This window comes from Streptomyces sp. NPDC054841 (assembly GCF_053611045.1).
Genome location: NZ_JBSGZO010000128.1, coordinates 1 through 19,489, shown reverse-complemented (window position 1 = coordinate 19,489; position 19,489 = coordinate 1). Strand labels below are relative to the sequence as shown.

Genomic DNA, 19,489 nt, shown 5'->3' with positions numbered 1-19,489 from the left:
CCCCAGCCCGGTGACCGGGCCCCGGACTGCGCCGGGCTGACCGCGCCCGTGGCCACCTACCCGTTGCGCCTGCTCGACATCCTGCGCGGCCGCACGGGGCACGTGGTGCTCCTGTACGCGGCCGGCATCGCCGACCTGGTCGAAGCCGCCGAAGCGAGCAGGGCTGCCGGGGTGCTGTTGATGGCCGACGGCAGCCCGGACACCTCCCAGGGCCCGGCCCCCCGGACCGGTCTGCAGGCCGTCGTCGTCCTCGCCCGCGAAGCCGCACGGACCGCCGCCGATACCCTGGCCGTCCCTGGATACCGCGACGCCGCCGGGGAGTTCGCCCGGCTCTATCGCCCCGACGGCTCGACGGGCTTCGTCGTCCGCCCCGACGGGCAGCTCGGTGCCCGCTTCCCACTCGCCGGCACCGCGACGGCCCTGGCCGACTACCTCGCGGCTCTGTCCGCGCCGCTGTGAACACCGCGGAGGGCCACGCCGAAGGTCCGCGCAGCGGAACGCGGAAGTCTGCCTCAGGTGGCCGCCGGCATCCTGGAACCACGGAGGGTGACCGTTTCGCTGGCGCACACCCCCCCCGGGTGCGGCTCGTGCTCGGTGAGGCGACGCAGGTCGATCTCGCGGAGCGCCGTGTGCACTACACGGACCCGGAGGGCGGCCTCGGCGAGCTGGCGTACGACCGGCTCGTGCTCGCGGTCGGAAGTGTGAACAAGCTCCTGCCCGTGCCCGGGGTGAGCGAGCACGCCCACGGTTTCCGCGGGCTGCCAGAAGCGCTCTACCTGCGCGATCACATCACCCGGCAGACCGAGTTGGCCGCGTGCTCCGGCAATGCCGACGAGTGCGCCGCGCGGTGCACCTTCGTGGTGGTGGGAGCGGGATACACGGGGACGGAGGTCGCTGCCCAGGGGAAGCTGTTCACCGACGCGCTGCACGCCCAGATGGCACGGCCGAGGCCGCTGCACGGCGCGGCCTGGCGTTCGCCCGACACTCGCCCGCGCTGGTTGCTCATCGACGTCGCGGACCGGGTGCTGCCCGGACTCGACCGGCGGCTGTCCGAGGCCACGGACCAGGTGCTGCGCGGCCGGGGAGTGGAGGTACGCACCAGTACGTCCGTCAAGGAGGCGACTGCGGCCGGTGTGTGGCTGGACGACGGCGAGTTCATCGCGACCAGGACGCTCGTCTGGTGCGTCGGCGTACGGCCCGATCCGCTTGTTGCCGGGGTCGGCCTGGCGACCGAGCGCGGCAGGTTGCGTGTCACACCACGGCTGGACGTGCCGGGGCACCCCGAGGTGTTCGCCTGCGGGGATGCCGCCGCCGTGCCCGATCTGACCCGTCCCCTCTCCGGGAACGGCACCGGCGAGAGCCCCGACGGCAGCTACGGCAGCTACGGCGGCTTCGAGCTGACCCCCATGACTGCCCAGCACGCAACCCGTCAGGGCGATGTCGCGGCCCGCAACGTCGCCGCCTCCCTCGGGCACGGCACCGCTCGCCCCTACCGGCACCACGATCTGGGTTTCGCCGTGGACCTGGGCGGGGTGCAGGCGGCCGCAAACCCGCTGGGCGTACCCCTGTCGGGTCCGCTCGCGGGCGCGGTCACCCGCGGGTACCACCTCGCCGCGATGCCCGGCAACCGGGTGCGGGTGGCGGCCGGCTGGCTGCTGGACGCGGCGCTGCCACGCCAGGCGGTGCAGCTCGGTCTGGTCCGCTCCTGGTCCGTGCCGCTGGACACGGCCTCGCCCGAGCCCGCCCGGGTCCCGGGGCCACCGTCCAAGGAGTGACGTGCGAAAGGAGTGACACCCCGACTGGGTACACCGGGGCCGTTGGTGGCGGCCCCTCCCGGCTGATGGAGCCGGCGGCCTGGCCTGCGACCTCGGGTGTTCACGGTCGGGGTCGCAGGAGAAGTTCTCCGGCCAGGTGGATGGCTTCGCGTTTGGTGCGTCCGGGGTGGTCTGCGGTGATGAAGTGGCGGCCGATCGCGAGGGCGAAGGTCAGAGTGCTTCGTGCCTCGACTTCGTCGGGGTCTGCGATGAAGGTCCCGAACATCGCGCGAAGGAACTCCATCCGGGCGTTGTCGATCCGCCGCAGTCGTTTCGCGACCGACGGGTCATGGCGAGCCCACTCACGGACCGCCAGATCAATCCGGTGCAGGTCGTCCGAGAAGGTCAGTTGGCCGGCGCGCCGGACCCTTTCGGCAGGGTCCCCGCCTTCGGACTCGACCTGCTCGAGGATGTCGTTGGTGCAACGCTGTTCCCACTCGTCGAGCATCTCGTCGAGCAACGCGGGACGACCGTCGAAGTACCCGTAGAACCCGCCCTTCGTCACCCCGATTCCGGCGGCCAGAGCCTCTACTCGGACAGCGTCCGGTCCGCCCCGGGCGAGGGCGTCGAGTCCCGCTTCGATCCAGCGACTTCGTGGGGTACGAGCGATGGGGGGCACCTTCTCACCTGTTCTCAGGGGTGTTTGACCGGGGGAGTGTACGGTACCGTACAGATGAGATATACGGCTGCGTACAGAACGAGAGGTCGAAGCGTGGCACGACTCGCGAAGTCCACCTACACCGAGCATCCGTGGCGCATCCACGAACTCACCTCCGACTTCGGAGTCGAGGACGTGTGGGCGTTCCGCACCCCCGGAGCCGGGCCTGACGACTTCCCAGCGATGCTGGCAGCGATGCGGACATCCGGCGGGCTCGCGAGACAGGCCTGGCCGGTGCGGTTCTTGTTCGCCGTTCGATGGAAGCTCGGCGCGCTCCTCGGCTGGGACAAGCCGACGGCGGGTGTCGGTGCGCGGGTTGCCTCGCTGCGAGACCGCCTGCCCAGCGACCTCCGTGAAGCTCACCGGGGCCAGGACAACGACAGCATGCCCCTGAAAGGGATCTACGAGATCGCCACGGAGTCCGCTCGCGAACTGGCGAACAAGACCGTGCACACCGTGATGCACCTCAGCTGGGTGCAGGGTGCGAACGGTGACCATGAGCTGCGGATGGCCGTCCTCGTCAAGCCCAACGGATGGTTCGGGCGGCTCTACATGGCCGCCATCGCGCCGTTCCGATACTTCATCGTCTACCCGGCCCTGGCCCGTCAGTGGGAACGAGCCTGGCGCGACCGCAACCATCTCGCGGCGCAGCATGACGAACGGGGCTGATGATGAACGCTGGTAAGCAACTGCTGCGCTGGGCGAGCGGCATCATGCTCGTGCTGGGGACAGGTCACCTGTTGTTGCTGACTCTTTTCGCCTGGGAAAGCGTCACCGGCTGGGTGGATCGGGGAGCGTGGGCAGCCGTCCCGCTCGCGCTGACGGACAGTGGCGCCGATCAGTCAGGGGAGTCCCTTCAGAATCCGGTCGCCTTCTGGGCCGGTCCGGGAAGCTTCGCCGTGCCCCTGATTCTCCTGGGCTGCCTGACATGGCACCTCGCTGGACGCGGGGTGGCCGTGCCCGCCGGGATCGGCTGGGGTCTCGCGGCGTGGTGTTTCGTCGGCGGCGTCCTGCTTGTGCCGTCTCCGTACTTCGCGGGCATCATCTCCGGCGCACTCATCATTCTGGCGGCGCGGAGGGAAGACCGGTCGCGGGCGGCCCGCGACCGGGAGGAAGACCTGGCGTGATCCGCGCCCGCCCGCGAGGGGCTGTCGACGGACTGTTCAAGATCTCCGGTCCCACGAACGGGGCCCGCCCGGCCGAACTCACTGTGGTCGTCCAGTCCAAGGTCCGCCCGCTGTCGTACCACTGAGGCTCGAAGCTGCCGTGACGGGTTCTCGCGCTGCCAGGAATGGTGGCTGGGTGGCCTGTTGTGGCCGTGGCAGGTGATGCTTGGTGCGGATGCTACGGATGCGGCACTTGGTCGGGCTGGTCCGGGGGCTGAACCTGGTTGGCAGTGTGCAGGTGTGAGGGGGCGGCGGGGCGTGGAGTTGCTGGACGGGTCGGATCCGGGAGCCATCGGTGGTTATCCACTGCTGGCACGGCTCGGTGAGGGTGGCATGGGGCGGGTGTATCTGTCCCGGACGGTGTCGGGGCGCCCGCTGGCGTTGAAGACGGTGCGTGCCGAGTTCGGACGGGAGCCGGGTTTCGAGGAGCGGTTCGCGCGTGAGATCCGTAACAGCGACCGGGTGCGCTCTCCCTGGACCACTGCGGTGGTGGACTACAGCCCGGTGGGGCAGCGCCCGCAGTGGCTCGCCACGGAGTACGTGGCCGCGCCGTCCCTGGCGGAGTGGGTGCAGCGGTACGGCCGGTTGCCCGAGCGGTCCGTACTGGCTCTGGCGGCCGAGCTGTGCGGGGCGCTGGGGGCGGTACACGGGGCGGGGCTGGCCCACCGGGACGTCAAGCCGTCCAATGTGCTGCTGGGCCGCCGCAGTCCTTTGCTCATCGACTTCGGGATCGCGCGCGCCATGGAGGACTCGCGTCACACGAGGACCGGCGGTGTGATCGGCTCTCCCGGCTATCTGGCGCCGGAGCAGGCGAGTGCCGGGGGATCGGGTGCTCCGGGTGATGTCTTCTCCCTGGCTGCCGTGCTGGTGTACGCGGCGACGGGACTGGGCCCCTTTTCCCACCCGGACGAGGAGGTCTCTGCCGCGGTGTTGCTGTACCGCATCGTGCACGAGGAGCCGAACCTCGATGGCGTTCCGGCGGCCCTGGTCGCGTTGCTGCGGTCCTGCCTGGCGAAGAACCCGCAGCAGCGGCCTACGACCGGCGCCGTCGGCGCGCTGCTGGAACGCCTGGGTGGCCGGACCGGTACCTGGCCGCAATTGCTGCCTGAGGCGCTGGAGAGGGATCTCGCGGTGAGGGAGGCGGAGGCGCACGCGTTGGTCTCCGCAGCAGTGCAACCGGCGCCTGTGGCGACTGCGCCACGTGAGGCTGCGGACGGCCCGGCTTCCGACGGCGCAGAGACCGCCGTCCCTGACGGCGCAGGGACCACCGCTGCGCCGGCTGCTGGTTCACTGCGACGGTGGCTGTCCGGCCGTACCGGCCGGGCGGTCGCAGGGGCCGTTGCCGCGGCCCTGATCGCCGCCGCGGGCACGCTCGTCGTGCAGCGCCTCTCCGGCAATGACGCATCCGGCAGGACGCCTTCGCCGTCACCCACCGCCGCTTCGCTTCCCGCGTCCTGGGCAGGTACATGGGTCGGCACCGGCCCGGGCACCCCAATCGCCGACGGCGTCACCCAGGCCCGGACCGACCAGTTCGCCGTCACCCTGACCCTCCACCCGGCACTGCGGGGTGAGCTGGCGGGCAAGCAGGTCAGCAAGGTGACCGAGGTGGGCTCAGGCCGTGAGCTGGGATGCACCGAGGCCCTGCAACTGCGGGAGGTACGCAGGACATCGATGGTCTTCGAGGCGGTCACCAGCCACCCCACCGACCGATCGGCCGCCGTCTCCTGCCCCAAGGGCAATATCTATGTCGTCACGATGACCGGCAGCGACACCCTGGGCCTGGGTGACGAAGGTGCCCAGTCTGCCGGGGCGCCGTCCACCCTCACCCGGCGCTGACGGACGCGCCCGCCGGCCCGGCCGTGCCGGCTGGACGACCGGACGGTCCTCAACGGGATCGTTGCCCGGAAAGGAGGCTCCGCAGCCCGGCGCGTGGCCGGTCCAGCGGCGGGGGCAGGGGCTATGCCTGTCCCCGTGCCCGGTGCCGCTTTGTGTACGACCAGGTCACCGCGGTCATCAGGGCCGGGATGGCGAACAGCGGGGCGAACGCGAAGCCCCAGACGGTCTGTGCCGTACCGCTCGACATGTACGTCTGGCTCTCGACGGTGAAAGCGACCACGAGTTGCCACAGCGCCACCAGGACCAGAACGCCCGAGGCGGTCCAGGCCAGCGCGGCGAGGGCCCGGGGGCGCAGCGGCCGCCACCCGTCGCTGACGAGCAACAGCGGAAACAGGGCGGCCAGCTCGGCAAGGACGGAAAGGCCGACGACGTATGCGATGCCCCAGCCCGGGATGTCGAAGACGTCGCGCAACACCTGGTCGCTGTAGCCCACATGGACACCGGATGCCATGGCGATGCGCCACAGGCCGGACGGGAGTGCGCACAGAGCGATGGCGTGGGCGGCGCGGCGAGCCCAGACAGGTGCGGGTGCGGAGGCGGGGAGGGGGACGGTTGCTGTCGTCATGACGTACATGCTGGCCCTGGACCTGGCGGCCGCGCTTCGTCCGCTACGGCGGACCGTCTCCGCCGTGCGGTGGAGGGGACGTCCGCTGAGGGAGGACCTGAGGAGGGCTCGATCGCCGGACAAGCCGGGCTGTCCAGCCGTCCGGCGACCGAGGACATCGCGACGAATCGTGGAAATCCGTGGGGTTCGCGAATCCATGCGCACTGTCTGCTGCGGGAACACCGAAGTCCGCGCTCAACGAGCACACGTCAGGTGGCTGAGGCGATCGGGCGCGGTGGCGCCCATCACTCCGGCTCCGCCTGGTGCTCGGCGGATCGGGCCAGCGCGGTGATGAGGTGCTCCAGGGCAGCAGTGGCGGTGGTTCCGGTGGCGGCGACTTCGGGCACGATGTCGCAGGCGGAGCGGCGCAGTTCGAGCCATCCGAGGAAGGCGGCATACGCGGCGACCGCCTGACGCCGGGCTGGGGCGGCGGCCAGCCCGAGATCGGTGTAGAGATCGGTGAGATAGGCGATCCGCCGCTCGGTGACCCGGCGCAGGACCGGGGCAATGGCGGGGTGGTCGGCGTGGGCCACGATCGCGGGCTCCAGGCCGTTGATGTCTTCCTGTCCCAGCGCGATGGTGAAAAGGGCCGTCAGTCGCTGCCGGGGGTCGGTGATGTCGCCCAACTCTGCGATCAGCGCTGTGGTGTCGTCCCGCTCCCACACCTCCAGCGCGGCCGTCAGCAGTGCATCGCGATCCTTGAAGTGCCAGTAGAAGCTGCCCCGGGTTGCCTCCAGCTCGCCCGCGAGCGCGTTGACCGACACTGCGGCGACGCCCCCACGTGCCATCGCGCGCAGCGCCGCGGTCGACCAGTCCTGGGGGGTGAGGTGCCTTCTTGCCATGTCCGTACAGTACTGTATGGTCGGTCCATGCAGGGGTGTATGGATGGAGGGGGTGGCATGACGCTGACGAAACTCGCCGGGGCGACGGCCGCAGTCGGCCTGGGCGCGATCGGGGCACTGCACGGGATCTGGACCTTCTCACCCTGGCCACTGGCCACCCGTGCCGACTTCGCCCGTACGGTCGTGGGGGTCGCTGAAGCCGACCTGCCCACGGCGGAGTTGACGGCCGCAGTCGCGGCGGTGCTCGGGGCAGCGGCCTACGCCACCGCGGCCCGGGCCGAGCTGGTCCCGCAGGTGGGGCCGCGTCGTGTGGTCCGCCAAGGCGTATGGGGCGTCACCGGCGTGCTGCTGCTGCGAGGTACGGCTGGTCTGTTCTCCTCCGGACTGACCCGCCGGCCGACCGATTTCACCCGCTGGGACCTGGCGCTGTACTCCCCCCTGTGCCTGGCGCTCGGGGCGCTGACGGCATACGTCGCCGTCGCCACCCGCTCTTCCCGCCGCCAGAGCCGACGCCATGCGTCAGACAGCCAAGGAGCGTAGGAAATGAGGAAGGTGACCATGAGCCGATTGATTCCCCGACTGGTGATCGGGCTGACCGCACTGCACTTCGCAGTCGCCCTGATCGCCTCGAGCACCTTCGGTGATGTGGCCCGCGACGGGCTCTGGAATGCCGTCCCCGGAAATCCGCAGCGCGAGTACGAGATGTGGTTCTTCCTCGCAGGGTTCGGCCTCCTCGCCCTGGGCACGCTCAGCCGACGCATCGTCCGTGACACCGGCAGGCTCCCGGCACAGCTTGGCTGGTACCTGCTGGCCATCGGTGTGCCGCTGCAGATCCTCTATCCCGTGTCCGGCGCGCCCGGACTGATCGTGCTCGGGGTGCTGGCCCTGATCGCGGCCCGGCGTGACAGCGCGGAGCAGAGTCGTCGGACATCTCCTGCCGGCAGTGACCGACAGTGAGAAATGCTCATGATCACCCGGACCTGCATACGGCTCTGGCTCCGAGTCCGAGCACGGGGCATGCGAGCCACCGAGCAGGGTTCCCGTGTCCGACGACGCATCCCCGGAGTCCGCTTGATCGACTCGCTTAGGGTTCCTGCATGACGACCACACTCTGTCTGCGGGAGATCACCCCGGCCAACTTCGACGTCGCGATCGGTCTGCGGGTTCGTCCGGATCAGGAGCACCTGGTCGCGCCGGTCGTGAAGTCTCTGGCCGAGGCATACGTCCATCCCGGCATAGCTTGGCCCCGCCTCATCCTTGACGGAGACCGGCCCGTCGGTTTCCTCATGGCCTTCTTCGACATCGACTGGCGGGGCGACGGCACCGACTTCCGTTCCGGCCTCTGGCGGCTCAACGTCGCGGATGCCGAGCAGGGTCGAGGTTATGGTCGCTTCGCGGTCGAGTCCGTTGCTGCTGAAATCCGCCGTCGCGGCGGTACCCGCCTGACCACCACTTGGTATCCGGGCGCGGGCGGCCCCGAGGGTTTCTACCTCGGGCTCGGATTCCGTCCGACGGGTGAGACCAGCGGGGATCAAACAGTCGGCGAGTTGGACTTGCGCCAGGACGCGACCTGCCGGACAGCCCCTGGCGTAGTGACGCGTCGCTGTTGAGCCGGTTGCGGGCTTCCTCGGTGGTGCGTTCCCGTTTCCAGGCCGACTCGTTGTGCTGGGCGGCGAGTTCGGTGGCGCTGCCGCTGCGTCAGCCGCCGAATCCTGCACAGGTGAGCAAGGTGTCCAACAGGTGCTTCACCACTGCGCGGCCGTCGTTCCGCTCGTCGTCCCGTTGTCCCGCTTCCCGTCGTCCCGCCGTCCCGTCGCACGTCGGCGGGACGTGACGGTCCGGCGGTATCGGGGGAGAGGCCGACGCGCCGCCTCCCTTCAGGCCTGCTGCTCGCTGATGTTGACCAGCCAGGTGATGCCGAAGCGATCCGTGCACATGCCGAAGACATCGCCCCACATCTGCTTCTCCAGCGGTACCGAGACCGTGCCGCCTCTGGAGAGCTTGTCCCAGTAGCCACGCAGTTCGTCGGCGTCATCCCCGCTCAGGCTCACGGAGATGTTGTTCCCGGGTTTGTGCTCCATCCCTGGCGGGGTGTCCGCGCCCATGAGCGTGAAGCCGCTGTCGGTCTCGAGCATGCTGTGCATGATCTTGTCGGCGGCGTCTCCGGCCTCCTTCTCGCCGAAGTCGCCGAACGTGTTCACCGCCAGGGTGCCGCCGAAGATCTCCTTGTAGAACTCCATGGCTTGCCGGGCGTCGCCGTTGAAGCTGATGTACGGGTTGAGTCGAGATGGCATGGAATCTTCCTTTCGTGGTGAGACTTCGGTTCTGGCAGATTAGGCGGTGCACTGCCGATGATCGGGGCGACTCCCCGGCCTTCGAACGTCGGCCTGTTGCCGCAACGGGTAGACGGTCGGCTCTCCAGGCTGATGCCCTCCATGGCGGCGACTACGGCATGGCCGGCTCTTTTGAACGCCCGGCCGCGCCGGCCTCCGGCCTCGGCTCCTCACGCGGGTGGCGGGCCTGCGCATGGTCGTCAGCGAGAGGTGGGTCGTCGCTGCCCTGTCAGGGGCCGGCCGGTGGCGGTTCGTCGCTGGTGGAACAAGCATGCCGCCGATATTCGCTTGTGCACCCTCGTCACCCGGGTCAACGTCGCCTGGACACCTGAGGAAGGCTGAGAAGATGACCACGCAGACCCATCACGTCGACCACGAACTCATCCAGGCCGCGGCGCACGTGGCTCGCGTTCGCTGCCGGGGTGACAACCACACCATGGCGGCAGCGGCCCGCGCCCGGGACGGCCGGATCGTCACGGCGGTCAACGCCTACCACTTCACGGGAGGACCGTGCGCCGAGCTGGTCCTCATCGGCGCGGCAGCCGCCCAGGGCGCCTACGAGCTGGACACGATCGTCGCCGTGGGCGACCGCGACCGGGGGGTTGTTCCCCCGTGCGGCCGGTGCCGTCAGGTGCTTCTCGACTACTTTCCCGCCCTCAAGGTCATCGTCGGCGAAGGCGACCGCGTCCGAACCGTCCTGATCACCGACTTGCTGCCCGAAAGCTACGTCTGGGCCGACCACCAGCTCGACGCCGAGTAAGACCTCCCCGCATATGGGCTCACCGTCGACATCAGGATGACTGCGGTCGCTGTAGTCCCTGAAGGAGCAGTTCGACCATTCGGCGGGGGTCATAGCGGGGGTCGCTGTCATGTCCGATGCAGAGGTTGCCGATGCCGCGCATCAGTTCGTAGGCGTGCGTACCGGGCCTGATTTCGCCGGCGTTGACTGCGGCGTCGAGCAATTGCGCGCAGGCGGGCACCAAGCGGTCGAGGAAGTAGGAGTGCAGCGCGTCGAAGCCGCTGCTGTCCGATTGCAGCGCGTTGGCGAGTCCGTGCTTCGTGACCAGGAAGTCAACGAACAGGTCGACCCACTGACGGAGTGCTGCGAGCGGAGAGTCGGCGCCGGCCAGCAGGCTCGGGCCGGCCTCGGCGCATGCCTCGACCTGGTGGCGGTAGACGGCGACGACGAGATCCGCCCGAGTCGGGAAGTGGCGATAGATCGTCCCCAGTCCGACGCCCGCTCTGGCCGCGATCTCACGGATCGGTGCGTCGACTCCGGAGGTGACGAACACCGCGGCGGCCGCGGTAAGCAGCGTCTGCTGGTTGCGCTGTGCGTCGGCCCGCTTGCTGCGGGCCGGCACCTCCCCGGGCCGGCCTGTAGTGGACACAACGCTTCCTTCCGACGGCCGTTGACTAAACGGAACACTGTTCCGTATGTTAATCGGAACAACGTTCCGTTTTTAGCGTAGCTGAGGCCGGACGCTCCTGTCCGCCTCACCTGTCGCCAGTCGAATGAGACCGGCAGCAGAGCCATCGAAGGGAAATACGCATCATGAGTGAGTCGACTTACACAGCCGACACCGTCTGCTCGCCCACTCCCGTTCTCTCGGTCGGTCCGGTAGTGCTGTCGGCTCCCGGCCGAGCGGTGGACCTTCAGGTGCGGGTCTCCGCGCCCGTGACCGGGAGCGACCTGCCGGTCATTCTCCTCTCGCACGGTCAGGGCTACTCGAACAACCTCTCCTCACTGAACGGCTACGCCCCCCTCGCCAACTTCTGGGCGGCGCACGGCTTCGTCGTGATCCAGCCCACCCATCTGAGCTCGACGACGCTGAACCTGGATCCCGGCACTCCCGGGGCGCCTCTGTACTGGCGATCACGGGCCGAGGACATGAAGCGCGTCCTCGACCAGCTCGACGTGATCGAGGCCGCCGTCCCGCAGCTCCTCGGGCGCCTGGACCACACCAAGGTCGCCGTAGCCGGGCACTCGATGGGCGGGCACACCGCGAGCCTGCTGCTGGGCGCCCGGCTCACCGATCCGGACGACGGAACGGCAGTGAACCTGGCCGAGCCCCGGATCAAGGCGGGTGTCCTGCTTGCCGCGCCCGGCAGAGGCGGCGATGCCCTCACCGAGTTCGTGGCCGAGAATTGGCCCTTCTTCTTGACCACGGACTTCTCCGAGATGACGACGCCCGCGCTCGTGGTCGCCGGCGACAAGGACGACTCTGCCCACCTGACGGTTCGGGGCCCGGACTGGCACGCCGATCCGTATTTCCTTTCCCCGGGCCCCAAGTCCCTGCTCACCCTGTTTGACGCGGAGCACGGGCTCGGCGGTGTCTCTGGATACGACGTCGCCGAGACCACGGACGAGAGCCCCGAACGAGTCTCCGCGGTCCAGCGGCTCACCTGGGCATACCTCCGCACCGAGCTCTACCCCGGAGATTCCGCGTGGCAGGAAGCGTGTGACGCGCTGACAGCCGGCCCCGACTCGCTCGGACGGGTCGAATCCAAGTAAGCCGAAGAGGCACCGTCTCTGCAGCGGGCCAACGGCACGAGATGGCCGCCGAAGTCGCAAAGGCTCCCGGGCACGGCACTAGTTGATATCGATGGTGAAAGTGGACGAGCTGCCGTCCGCGGCGGTCAGGGTTACCGGACCGAACGTGATGATCGAGACAGAGTTCTTGCCGGGGCCCCGATAGAAACCGGTCGCCCCGGTGATCCGGACGGCCAGAGCCGCGAGAGTCGCCGCGGCCTGCTCGTCGGCGTCGATCTTCGCCTGGGCGAGCGCGAGGTGACCGTGGGCCTCCGCCCACTCCCGAACGCTTCGGGAATCGCGGCTCATCTCGGGGAGGATGCTCTCGTTCGCCCAGGCCCACGGCCACGAGCCCGACGCAGGGCTGAAACTGCCGAGGATCTGGGCCGGCGCCGTCGCGACTTTGTCGGAGAAGGTCCAGGTGATGAGGCCGGTCTTCTGGTCCAGGCCCCAACGGTCCGCCGATCCCAGCCCCCAGGGCATGTGCGACCCTCGCCGAATGGTTGTACCGCTACCTGATAGGCGAGGAGGCGGCCGGCCGGGACAGCGCAGTGTGTGGGCGGCCGATGGCCGCCCACACAGGCACACGGGGAGTGCTACTCGCCCACGACCCCGGACGCGGCGACGACGATCTTCGAGCGGGTCGCACCGGAGCGGGTGCCCAGCGACTCGATCTGCTTCACGACGTCCTCGCCCTCGACGACCTCGCCGAAGACGACGTGCTTGCCGTCCAGCCAGGGGGTCACGACGGTGGTGATGAAGAATTGGGACCCGTTGGTGTTCCGCCCGGCGTTCGCCATGGAGAGCAGGAACGGGCGGTCATGCTTGAGCTGGAAGTTCTCGTCGGCGAACTTCTCGCCGTAGATGCTCTTGCCGCCGGTGCCGTTGCCCTCGGTGAAGTCGCCGCCCTGGAGCATGAAGTCCGGGATGACGCGGTGGAAGGGCGACTCGGCGTATCCGAAGCCGTGCTCGCCGGTGGCCAGCTCACGGAAGTTGCGAGCCGTCTTGGGAACGATGTCGTCGTACAGCTTGAAGACGATCCGGCCTGCGGGCTTGTCGTCGATGGTCACGTCGAAAAATACGTTGGAAGGCACGGGACATTCTGACATGCTCGCGGCCCTCGGACCTGTTTCCCGCGCGGGGCAGGCCCGCGTGGTCGCCGGGGCGGCTGGCGCCGTCCCTGTTCTCGTACAGCTGCCGCCATCCGGAAAGCAGTTCTCCGACCGCTGTGCGGCAAGGTGAACAAAGCCGTACTTCTCAGCTGTGCTGCATCCAGACGCCTGGCTCCTGGTACACGCCCTCATCGGCGGACAGGTCGACCCGTAGCAGGCTCAGTCCGCCCGGGATCACATAGTCTCCCGGCTCGGGAAAGACCATGCTGGTCCAACGCTCCCACTCGGCGATGCTGCCCGTCATGGTCTGCGATGCGGGAGCCGCTGACAGTATCTTCGCGCCCAGGCGCTGATGGGTCCGGATCCATGGATCAAGAGCCATCCCGTCGCGACGACGCCACCCCATGAAGGCCTCGATCGGTGTCAACGGGTACTGCGCCTTCATCGTGGGGCGCACCGGCGCGACGACCCGGGCCAGCCCGGCATCCTGCGCAGTGCGGCGCAGCGCCGCCAAGGTCTGGCCCGCCAGCCCACGCCCCTTGAGCGACGGGGTGACCACCGCACCGCAGATCACCAGAGCGTTGGGCTCCACGCCCTGCTCGCGGCCCTCGACAGCCCTGACAAGGGCCTGGGTATAGCCAGTGGGGAGTGTCGAGGCCAGACCGTCCCAGTGGATCGGCACCCCCCACCCCGATGCCACCGGCACACCGTGCTCATCCACCAGCATCAGGTTCAGATCGGCGAACCACTCCCTGACCCTGCCTATGTACTCCTTCACCAGCCGGTCAGCCGTGATGAACTCAGGAAAGCTCTCACTGAAGAGCTCCTTTACGTGCTCATCCGGCCACGTGCGCGCGTCAGTCCGCTCGATCTTCAATGTCACGCCTGTTCGTAGCACACGGGTGGCGCCCTGGAAGCGTCCGCTGCGAGTTCAGGATTCCCCAACGGTCCTCCGCAAGGAAACCCGTACCTCTGGCGCGGTGTCGCCGAAGCGGATGCGTTCGTGTCGATGGGAGAAAGCCACGAACGCGACGACGTCGCCGGTCAGAACAAGGACCGGGCCACTGGCCGAGTTTGTCGGGCGGCCGTACGGCGGGGGCGGAGACGATCGTGGCGGCGTCAGCGACGCGCACGGGCGAGCAAGGCCGCATGCGGCAGTGTCAGTACACCGTCTTCATCGGCAAACGCAGAGCTGAACAGATCGAAGTGCCGCTTGATCTCGGCGCGGATCAGTGGGGTCTGACTCTGCACCATCTGGCCGCCGAACGCCACGCCGGCCGCAGGACCGCTCCACCACTCATCGGCGCCGGCGCGGTGGTCCCAACGCAAGGTCTCGCATGCCGCCTCGCACAGACCCGTCGAATCCATCAGGCCCGTCAGTCCGCTCTCGTCACGGGGAAAGTCCTCTTCAGGGGCAAGTCCTGCGGGCAGGTGGGGTGGGCGCACCGCACCTGCGGCTTGGATCGCGCGGCCGAGCAGAGCCTGTCCCGGGGCCGGCGGTGCCGCCCATATCGTCAGCGCAATCCAGCCGTTCGGCCTCACGACACGGCGCAGCTCGGCCAGGGCGACCCTGGGCCGGCCCACGTGGTTCAGCACGAAGTTGGCCACGACGGCGTCGAATTCTCCGTCGCTGAAGGGAAGCTCCGGAAGGACGGCCACGCGCACGTCAGCCGCGGGCGCGGCCTGCATGGCCAGCTCGACCATGGTCGGCTCCGCATCCACGGCCGTCACCGTCGCGCCCCGGGTACATGCGGCAGCAGCGACCGTCCCCGGCCCGGTTCCGACATCCAGCATCCGCACGCCCGGCCCCACCTCAGCGGCATCGAGCAACTGCGGCACCGGATAGGCGCACAGCCTGGCGAAGCTTCCGGCATAAGCGGCGCCCCGGCCGGCCCACATCAGCCGCTCACTCTTGTCGAATCCCGTCAACACCGGCACCCTCTCCAAACCGCCAGCCGAAGATCAACATGGTGTCACGACCCTAACCCGCCACCTGATCAGCACGTGCGGCTTGGAGCAGGCACCCGCCCCGCGGGGAGAGTTCGACGTATCGGGGCGCTGTTGGGAAGATCATTCGTCTGCACGCCGGCAGTTGCACCGAGACTCGAAAGGCACCTCCTTGCGCAAAGGCTCCATCCTCCGCGCCGTCGCTCTGACCGCGGCGGTCGTCGCGTCCACGCTGACAGCCACAGCCACAGCCACAGCCACAGCCACAGCCACAGCCACGGCCACTGCTGGCGCCGCGGGTGGCGTGGCCCCGGCCATGGCCGCCGCCGACACCCCCACCCCCGTGACAACCGAAGCCGTCTTCAACAACCCCACCGGCACCGCCGCCGAGCAGCAGGCCGTCGTCGCGCGGCAGGTGGAGCTCATCGCCGGGGCGCCGGCCGGGGCGCGGATTCGGCTGGCCATGTTCTACGCCGACGATCCGACGCTGCCCGACGCACTGATCGCCGCGCACCGGCGGGGCGTTGGAGTGCAGGCCGTCTTCGACTACAAGGCCGTGGCCATGGCGCCGTACCAGAGCCTGGTGGCCGAGCTCGGGAGTGACACCTCCCAGCCCTCGTGGGTGATGAACTGCGGCCAGGGCCGCGGCTGCGTCGGCACGCGGACTCTTGGGACCGTCGACGCCATCAACCACAACAAGTTCCTGCTGCTCTCCCAGACGCAGGGCACCCCCCATGTCGTCGTGCAGTCGTCCGCCAATCTGCACAACGGCCGTGACGGGACCAAGGGGTGGAACAACGCCCTCGTTCTCGTCGGGAACGACGGGATCTACAACGCCTACAACGGCTACTTCGACGACCTGACGGCCCGCCGCGCCAACAACGACTACTACAGCACCGGGCGGCCGCCAGTCGCCTCCGGGAACGCCAAGGCGCACTTCTACCCGCGCGCCGAGAGCAACGGGAAGCCCTACGACGATCCTTCCGAGGACACCGTCGCGACCGTCCTCGACCATGTGAAGTGCTTCGGGAACTCCACCTACGGCACGAGTGACAACCACCGCACCCGCATCCGGGTCAGCATGACCATCTTCAGCCGCCCCTACCTCGCCGAACGCCTCGCCGACCTCGACGCGCAGGGCTGCTATGTGGAGGTCTCCCAGACCTACAACCCGGACAGCGCAATGGAGAAGCAGTCCCTCGAGACGCTGCTGCAGAAGACGTCCAGCGTGTACGGCGGGGTGATCACCAAGTACTACTGCCAGGCCGACTCCATTTGGATCCACGACAAGTACCTGCTCGTGGAGGGGAATTACTACGACACCCCGGACCGGAAAATCCTGTGGACCGGCAGCCACAACTTCAGCGGCAACTCGCTGCGGCAGAGCGACGAGACCATGCTCCAGCTGGAGGACAGCACCGTCTTCGACGCGTACGTGGCCAACTTCAACCAGCTCCGGGCCGCCACCACCCACCAGCCCGCCAACGGCGCCGCCATCGCCTGCTGAACCCCTGCGGCCCGCCCGGATCAATCACCCGGCGGGGCGGGCCGCGCCCCGCTGACAGAGGGGAACTGACGAAGTGCGGTTCGTGGAGTGACGAAATGGCGGTCGGCCGTCGGTCGGCCCGGGCGGCCGCGTTGGTCGTCTTCGTCGGCCACCACCGCGTCGACTACTCCATGGGGCCGAGGTGCCCTTCGAGGACGGTCGGGGTGATCGGGGGGCGGTCCCAGAGATCGAGGAGTTCATTGGCGAGCGCCACGATCGAGAGTGGGTGCCGATTGCCGTGCGCCTCGATGGCGGCAGCCGACAGGCTGCGCGGGACGGCTCCGGCGTCGAGGAGGACGCGCCACTCCTCCGGCCCGAGCTCCAGGAACTCCAGCCCGGTCAGCTCGGCGATCTCCAGCGGGTCGGCGAGCGTACCGGGGGAGGCCCTGAGGGTCCGGAGGCGGGGCAGCCCGACGACGGGGGCAAGGCTGAGCGGCTCCCCCTCCCACACGCCGATGCTCAGCGCCTCCAGCCCGGCGTGGGCGGCGGCCTGGACACTTGGCAGGCTTCGGACGTTGACCCAGGCCACAACTGGCGGCTGGGTTTCGCCACGGCCGCGGCGCCCTTGCCTGCGCCCGTTCACCACCAGGTCGGTGAGGGAATCGGCGACCAGGCCGGCGCCGATGCTCTCCTCATGACTGAGGATGATGATCTGCCCTGCGTGTCCGGCCGGGCCTGGCGTCAGGTCGACCGCGATCCGGTCGCCGCCGCCGTTGTCGCCGAAGGCAATCCAGCCGGCCGAGCCGACCAGCCCCTGCACCGCGGCGTCGGGCGGAGTGACGACCGCCTCCATCGCCGCGAAGCTCCAGGGACACGGCCGGGACGGCGCGTCGGCGACGTACAGGTCATCCAGTGAGAAGAGCTCGAAGCCGACCGCCTGGAGGACTCGCTCCGCCGCCTCGTGGTCGTCGCCCCAGTCCTCCCAGCGGGCTCGTGTCACCCGGTAGAGCACCTTGAGCTCGTCAGGCAACTCGATGCCGAGGCGCGCTTCCGCGGCGGCGACCTCCGCCTCGGTGGCGCCGATGGCATCGGGGATCCGCCCGCGGAGCGTCCGCTCCAGCAGCGCCAGATCCGCCGAGGGCGCCGGCACAGCCCCGGGCACCGGATCGGGCAAGCGGCGCCAGGGCTCGGGGAGGGAATCCTCGACCAGGACGAGTGAACCCGGATGCGGACCGATACCGGCCTCCACAGCGGGGCTGGGACCGAGCAGGTGGAGCACGGTCCTCCCGGTCGGCGAGATCTCCGCGACGAACGAGATGCCGTCGGCGCCGGTGTCCGAAAGCGCGCTCTGCACCCGCTTCACCGCGTCGAACTCGTCCCGCATGTCCTCGGCCTGGAGGGCTCGTCCGGGCCGCGGGAGCGGCGGCGGCGTCGGCAGACTCCACGAGTGTGTGCTGATGCGTCCTGCCACGTAGCCGCCCGGGGCGGCAAGGCTTTCCGAATGAGCGGCCCGCAGGAGCCGCAGCACGGGCTCCCAGGTCACGAAGTCATGCATCGAGGGCAACGGTGAGCCTCCGGTCGTTCGGTTGATCGCAGGGGCGCGGCGAGGGCGGGCGCGTCGTGAAGTGCGATTATTGCGGAAGCCACCATCCCGGCCGAGTCCCACCGTCCTCGGCCTCATCCCTCCAGGGCATCCGGCAGGCTCAGCACGGGACCCGCACGAGCCCCACGGCACCGTCCCTGCCCACCCACGACCCAAGGAGCACTGGAGAACCCGACCCGCGCGTCGGGACTCAGCCATGCCCTCCCCGCCACGAGCAACCCAACCACCGCTTCAACGCGACGAGACCAGCTCAGCAACCCGAAACGAGACAGGGAGGCTAGTCGGTGCGGCGGCGGGAGCAGATGAGGGCGCCGGTGATGCCGACGAAGGCGAGGAAGTGTTCGGCTTCGCGCTCGTAGCGGCGGTGCAGGCGCCGGCATCCGTTGATCCAGGACATCGTCCGTTCCACGACCCAGCGGTGCCGGCCGAGTCGGCTGGAGTTCTCCACGCCGCGGCGGGCGATCCGGGGCACGATCTGCCGGCGTCGCAGCCAAGCACGCAGAGGGGGTCGCGTCCCGGAATCCGGGAAAAATCACGTGCCGTGCGGCGCCCGATCGTCGAGAATCCACGCGTGGCCACCATGAGCGTCGACAGGACTGGACGCGGCCCGTCCCCGCGATCCTCCCTGACCGCGGTGGCCGGACGTACCTTCGGCACGATCCCGCCACCGGCACTGGTACTGCTCGGCATCGTCAGCGTTCAGGTGGGCTCGGCATTGGCCAAGCACCTGTTCAGCGCAGTGGGCAGCTTCGGGACGGTCTCGTTGCGACTGTTTTTTGCGGCGGCGGTGCTGATGCTGTTGTGGCGGCCGTCGCTGCGCATGAATCGTCGCACGTGGACAGTAGTGCTCAGCTACGGCGTGATTCTCGGCTTGATGAACCTGTGCTTCTACCTGGCGCTGGCCCGGATCCCGTTGGGCATCGCGGTCACCATCGAGTTCCTCGGGCCGCTGGCGGTGGCCCTGGCCGGGTCGAGGCGATGGCTGGACGCTTTCTGGGCCGTGCTCGCGGCAGGCGGTGTGGTCCTGCTGATGGAGGGAGGCGGCGACCTCAACCTTGTCGGTCTTCTGTTCGCCCTCGCCGCAGGAACGTGTTGGGGCCTGTACATCCTGGTCGGCGCGGCGCTGGGCCGCCACACCACGGAAGGCAATGGTCTGGCTCTGGGAATGGCCGTCGCGGCACTGGTGGCTGTGCCATTCGGCGTGGCGGACAGCGGAACGGCACTGATTCAGCCGTGGGTCCTGGTTGCGGGGCTCGGCGTGGCACTGTTGTCGTCGGTGATCCCGTACTCGCTGGATCTGGAAGCGCTACGCAAGATCCCACCGAGAGTGTTCGGCATCCTGATGAGCCTCGAACCGGCAATGGCGGCCCTCATCGGCCTCATCGTGCTCCAGGAGTCGCTGCACTGGTCGCAGTGGATCGCGGTGCTGTTCGTGGTGGCCGCATCGGCGGGCGCCGCACGCGGCACCCGCCCGGACGACCGCAGTTCAGGTGTGTCG

At 69.1% G+C, this 19,489-nt stretch carries 21 protein-coding genes and 3 pseudogenes; 13 read left to right on the top strand and 11 right to left on the bottom strand.

Features of this window, described 5'->3' with window-relative positions:
* Together ACWGI8_RS18990 and ACWGI8_RS18985 are read left to right on the top strand one after the other, a co-directional pair.
* Positions 1-459: pseudogene (locus ACWGI8_RS18990) on the top strand (FAD-dependent monooxygenase); the annotation flags it as partial.
* Between the two features lie 48 nt (positions 460-507).
* Positions 508-1,775, top strand: a pseudogene (locus tag ACWGI8_RS18985) (NAD(P)/FAD-dependent oxidoreductase); the annotation flags it as partial.
* Between the two features lie 100 nt (positions 1,776-1,875).
* Here the strand turns inward: ACWGI8_RS18985 and ACWGI8_RS18980 are convergent.
* The gene (locus tag ACWGI8_RS18980; protein ID WP_453662287.1) at positions 1,876-2,433 is read right to left on the bottom strand and encodes a TetR/AcrR family transcriptional regulator; all 558 of its coding nucleotides are present in this window, start codon (positions 2,431-2,433) and stop codon (positions 1,876-1,878) included.
* Between the two features lie 93 nt (positions 2,434-2,526).
* On the opposite strand from ACWGI8_RS18980, the gene ACWGI8_RS18975 reads away from it, so the two are divergent.
* The 4 genes from ACWGI8_RS18975 to ACWGI8_RS18960 all read left to right on the top strand — a co-directional run bounded on the left by ACWGI8_RS18975 (position 2,527) and on the right by ACWGI8_RS18960 (position 5,474).
* Positions 2,527-3,141 carry a DUF2867 domain-containing protein gene (locus ACWGI8_RS18975; protein ID WP_453662285.1) on the top strand — a complete coding sequence of 205 codons (615 nt, stop codon included), beginning with the start codon at positions 2,527-2,529 and terminating at the stop codon, positions 3,139-3,141.
* Positions 3,141-3,599: a DUF6463 family protein gene (locus ACWGI8_RS18970; protein ID WP_453662283.1), complete on the top strand. Its 459-nt coding sequence runs from the start codon at positions 3,141-3,143 to the stop codon at positions 3,597-3,599. The genes ACWGI8_RS18975 and ACWGI8_RS18970 overlap by 1 nt, the downstream gene beginning before the upstream one ends.
* The gene (locus ACWGI8_RS18965; RefSeq protein ID WP_453662281.1) at positions 3,596-3,724 is read left to right on the top strand and encodes a hypothetical protein; all 129 of its coding nucleotides are present in this window, start codon (positions 3,596-3,598) and stop codon (positions 3,722-3,724) included. Before ACWGI8_RS18970 ends, ACWGI8_RS18965 begins: the two co-directional genes overlap by 4 nt.
* 172 nt (positions 3,725-3,896) lie before the next feature.
* Complete coding sequence (locus tag ACWGI8_RS18960; RefSeq protein ID WP_453662280.1) at positions 3,897-5,474, top strand: serine/threonine-protein kinase; 1,578 nt, start codon at positions 3,897-3,899, stop codon at positions 5,472-5,474.
* A 121-nt stretch (positions 5,475-5,595) separates the two neighbouring features.
* On the opposite strand, the gene ACWGI8_RS18955 is transcribed toward ACWGI8_RS18960, so the two are convergent.
* Both ACWGI8_RS18955 and ACWGI8_RS18950 read right to left on the bottom strand, forming a co-directional pair.
* Entirely contained in the window at positions 5,596-6,108 is a 513-nt protein-coding gene (locus tag ACWGI8_RS18955; protein WP_453662278.1) for a hypothetical protein, read from the bottom strand.
* A gap of 275 nt (positions 6,109-6,383) precedes the next feature.
* Positions 6,384-6,980: a TetR/AcrR family transcriptional regulator gene (locus tag ACWGI8_RS18950; protein WP_453662277.1), complete on the bottom strand. Its 597-nt coding sequence runs from the start codon at positions 6,978-6,980 to the stop codon at positions 6,384-6,386.
* 57 nt (positions 6,981-7,037) lie between these two features.
* On the opposite strand from ACWGI8_RS18950, the gene ACWGI8_RS18945 reads away from it, so the two are divergent.
* From ACWGI8_RS18945 to ACWGI8_RS18935, 3 genes are all read left to right on the top strand, one after another.
* Positions 7,038-7,520: a DUF3995 domain-containing protein gene (locus ACWGI8_RS18945; protein WP_453662276.1), complete on the top strand. Its 483-nt coding sequence runs from the start codon at positions 7,038-7,040 to the stop codon at positions 7,518-7,520.
* Between the two features lie 18 nt (positions 7,521-7,538).
* Positions 7,539-7,937, top strand: a complete 399-nt coding sequence (locus ACWGI8_RS18940; RefSeq protein ID WP_453662274.1) for a DUF6463 family protein — start codon at positions 7,539-7,541, stop codon at positions 7,935-7,937.
* A gap of 140 nt (positions 7,938-8,077) precedes the next feature.
* On the top strand, positions 8,078-8,590 hold the full coding sequence (locus ACWGI8_RS18935; protein ID WP_453662273.1) for a GNAT family N-acetyltransferase: 513 nt from the start codon (positions 8,078-8,080) through the stop codon (positions 8,588-8,590).
* A 267-nt stretch (positions 8,591-8,857) separates the two neighbouring features.
* Here ACWGI8_RS18935 and ACWGI8_RS18930 read toward each other — a convergent pair whose 3' ends face one another.
* Entirely contained in the window at positions 8,858-9,274 is a 417-nt protein-coding gene (locus tag ACWGI8_RS18930; protein ID WP_453662271.1) for a VOC family protein, read from the bottom strand.
* Positions 9,275-9,659: 385 nt separating this feature from the next.
* Here ACWGI8_RS18930 and ACWGI8_RS18925 point away from each other — a divergent pair, with 385 nt between their 5' ends.
* Complete coding sequence (locus tag ACWGI8_RS18925; protein WP_453662269.1) at positions 9,660-10,073, top strand: cytidine deaminase family protein; 414 nt, start codon at positions 9,660-9,662, stop codon at positions 10,071-10,073.
* A gap of 31 nt (positions 10,074-10,104) precedes the next feature.
* Here ACWGI8_RS18925 and ACWGI8_RS18920 read toward each other — a convergent pair whose 3' ends face one another.
* Positions 10,105-10,701 (bottom strand): TetR/AcrR family transcriptional regulator, encoded by a 597-nt coding sequence (locus tag ACWGI8_RS18920; RefSeq protein ID WP_453662267.1) that lies wholly within the window; start codon positions 10,699-10,701, stop codon positions 10,105-10,107.
* A gap of 164 nt (positions 10,702-10,865) precedes the next feature.
* On the opposite strand from ACWGI8_RS18920, the gene ACWGI8_RS18915 reads away from it, so the two are divergent.
* Positions 10,866-11,825, top strand: a complete 960-nt coding sequence (locus ACWGI8_RS18915; RefSeq protein WP_453662266.1) for an alpha/beta hydrolase family protein — start codon at positions 10,866-10,868, stop codon at positions 11,823-11,825.
* 78 nt (positions 11,826-11,903) lie between these two features.
* Here the strand turns inward: ACWGI8_RS18915 and ACWGI8_RS18910 are convergent, their stop codons facing one another.
* The 4 genes from ACWGI8_RS18910 to ACWGI8_RS18895 form a co-directional block, all read right to left on the bottom strand.
* A complete protein-coding gene (locus ACWGI8_RS18910) occupies positions 11,904-12,326 on the bottom strand; it encodes a DUF6882 domain-containing protein (RefSeq protein ID WP_453662265.1) in 423 nt (140 codons plus the stop codon).
* Between the two features lie 113 nt (positions 12,327-12,439).
* Positions 12,440-12,937: a peptidylprolyl isomerase gene (locus tag ACWGI8_RS18905; RefSeq protein WP_453662263.1), complete on the bottom strand. Its 498-nt coding sequence runs from the start codon at positions 12,935-12,937 to the stop codon at positions 12,440-12,442.
* A gap of 163 nt (positions 12,938-13,100) precedes the next feature.
* Positions 13,101-13,838, bottom strand: a complete 738-nt coding sequence (locus tag ACWGI8_RS18900; protein ID WP_453662262.1) for a hypothetical protein — start codon at positions 13,836-13,838, stop codon at positions 13,101-13,103.
* Between the two features lie 236 nt (positions 13,839-14,074).
* Positions 14,075-14,884 (bottom strand): class I SAM-dependent methyltransferase, encoded by an 810-nt coding sequence (locus tag ACWGI8_RS18895; RefSeq protein WP_453662260.1) that lies wholly within the window; start codon positions 14,882-14,884, stop codon positions 14,075-14,077.
* A gap of 361 nt (positions 14,885-15,245) precedes the next feature.
* Between ACWGI8_RS18895 and ACWGI8_RS18890 the strand changes: the two genes are divergently transcribed.
* Positions 15,246-16,409: a phospholipase D-like domain-containing protein gene (locus ACWGI8_RS18890; protein WP_453662258.1), complete on the top strand. Its 1,164-nt coding sequence runs from the start codon at positions 15,246-15,248 to the stop codon at positions 16,407-16,409.
* A 163-nt stretch (positions 16,410-16,572) separates the two neighbouring features.
* On the opposite strand, the gene ACWGI8_RS18885 is transcribed toward ACWGI8_RS18890, so the two are convergent.
* Positions 16,573-17,952, bottom strand: a complete 1,380-nt coding sequence (locus ACWGI8_RS18885) for an SMI1/KNR4 family protein (protein ID WP_453662256.1) — start codon at positions 17,950-17,952, stop codon at positions 16,573-16,575.
* A 316-nt stretch (positions 17,953-18,268) separates the two neighbouring features.
* A pseudogene (locus ACWGI8_RS18880) lies at positions 18,269-18,490 on the bottom strand (transposase); the annotation flags it as partial.
* Between the two features lie 81 nt (positions 18,491-18,571).
* Between ACWGI8_RS18880 and ACWGI8_RS18875 the strand changes: the two are divergent.
* A partial coding sequence (locus ACWGI8_RS18875) for an EamA family transporter (protein ID WP_453662288.1) occupies positions 18,572-19,489 on the top strand: 918 nt, incomplete at its 3' end.

Bases quoted from the DNA above. Each gene is read 5' to 3' on its own strand.
- ACWGI8_RS18970 (WP_453662283.1), top strand. From the start codon at position 3,141: ATGATGAACGCTGGTAAGCAACTGCTGCGCTGGGCGAGCGGCATCATG.
- ACWGI8_RS18955 (WP_453662278.1), bottom strand. From the start codon at position 6,108: ATGTACGTCATGACGACAGCAACCGTCCCCCTCCCCGCCTCCGCACCC.
- ACWGI8_RS18950 (WP_453662277.1), bottom strand. From the start codon at position 6,980: ATGGCAAGAAGGCACCTCACCCCCCAGGACTGGTCGACCGCGGCGCTG.
- ACWGI8_RS18945 (WP_453662276.1), top strand. From the start codon at position 7,038: ATGACGCTGACGAAACTCGCCGGGGCGACGGCCGCAGTCGGCCTGGGC.
- ACWGI8_RS18940 (WP_453662274.1), top strand. From the start codon at position 7,539: ATGAGCCGATTGATTCCCCGACTGGTGATCGGGCTGACCGCACTGCAC.
- ACWGI8_RS18935 (WP_453662273.1), top strand. From the start codon at position 8,078: ATGACGACCACACTCTGTCTGCGGGAGATCACCCCGGCCAACTTCGAC.
- ACWGI8_RS18930 (WP_453662271.1), bottom strand. From the start codon at position 9,274: ATGCCATCTCGACTCAACCCGTACATCAGCTTCAACGGCGACGCCCGG.
- ACWGI8_RS18925 (WP_453662269.1), top strand. From the start codon at position 9,660: ATGACCACGCAGACCCATCACGTCGACCACGAACTCATCCAGGCCGCG.
- ACWGI8_RS18915 (WP_453662266.1), top strand. From the start codon at position 10,866: ATGAGTGAGTCGACTTACACAGCCGACACCGTCTGCTCGCCCACTCCC.
- ACWGI8_RS18910 (WP_453662265.1), bottom strand. From the start codon at position 12,326: ATGCCCTGGGGGCTGGGATCGGCGGACCGTTGGGGCCTGGACCAGAAG.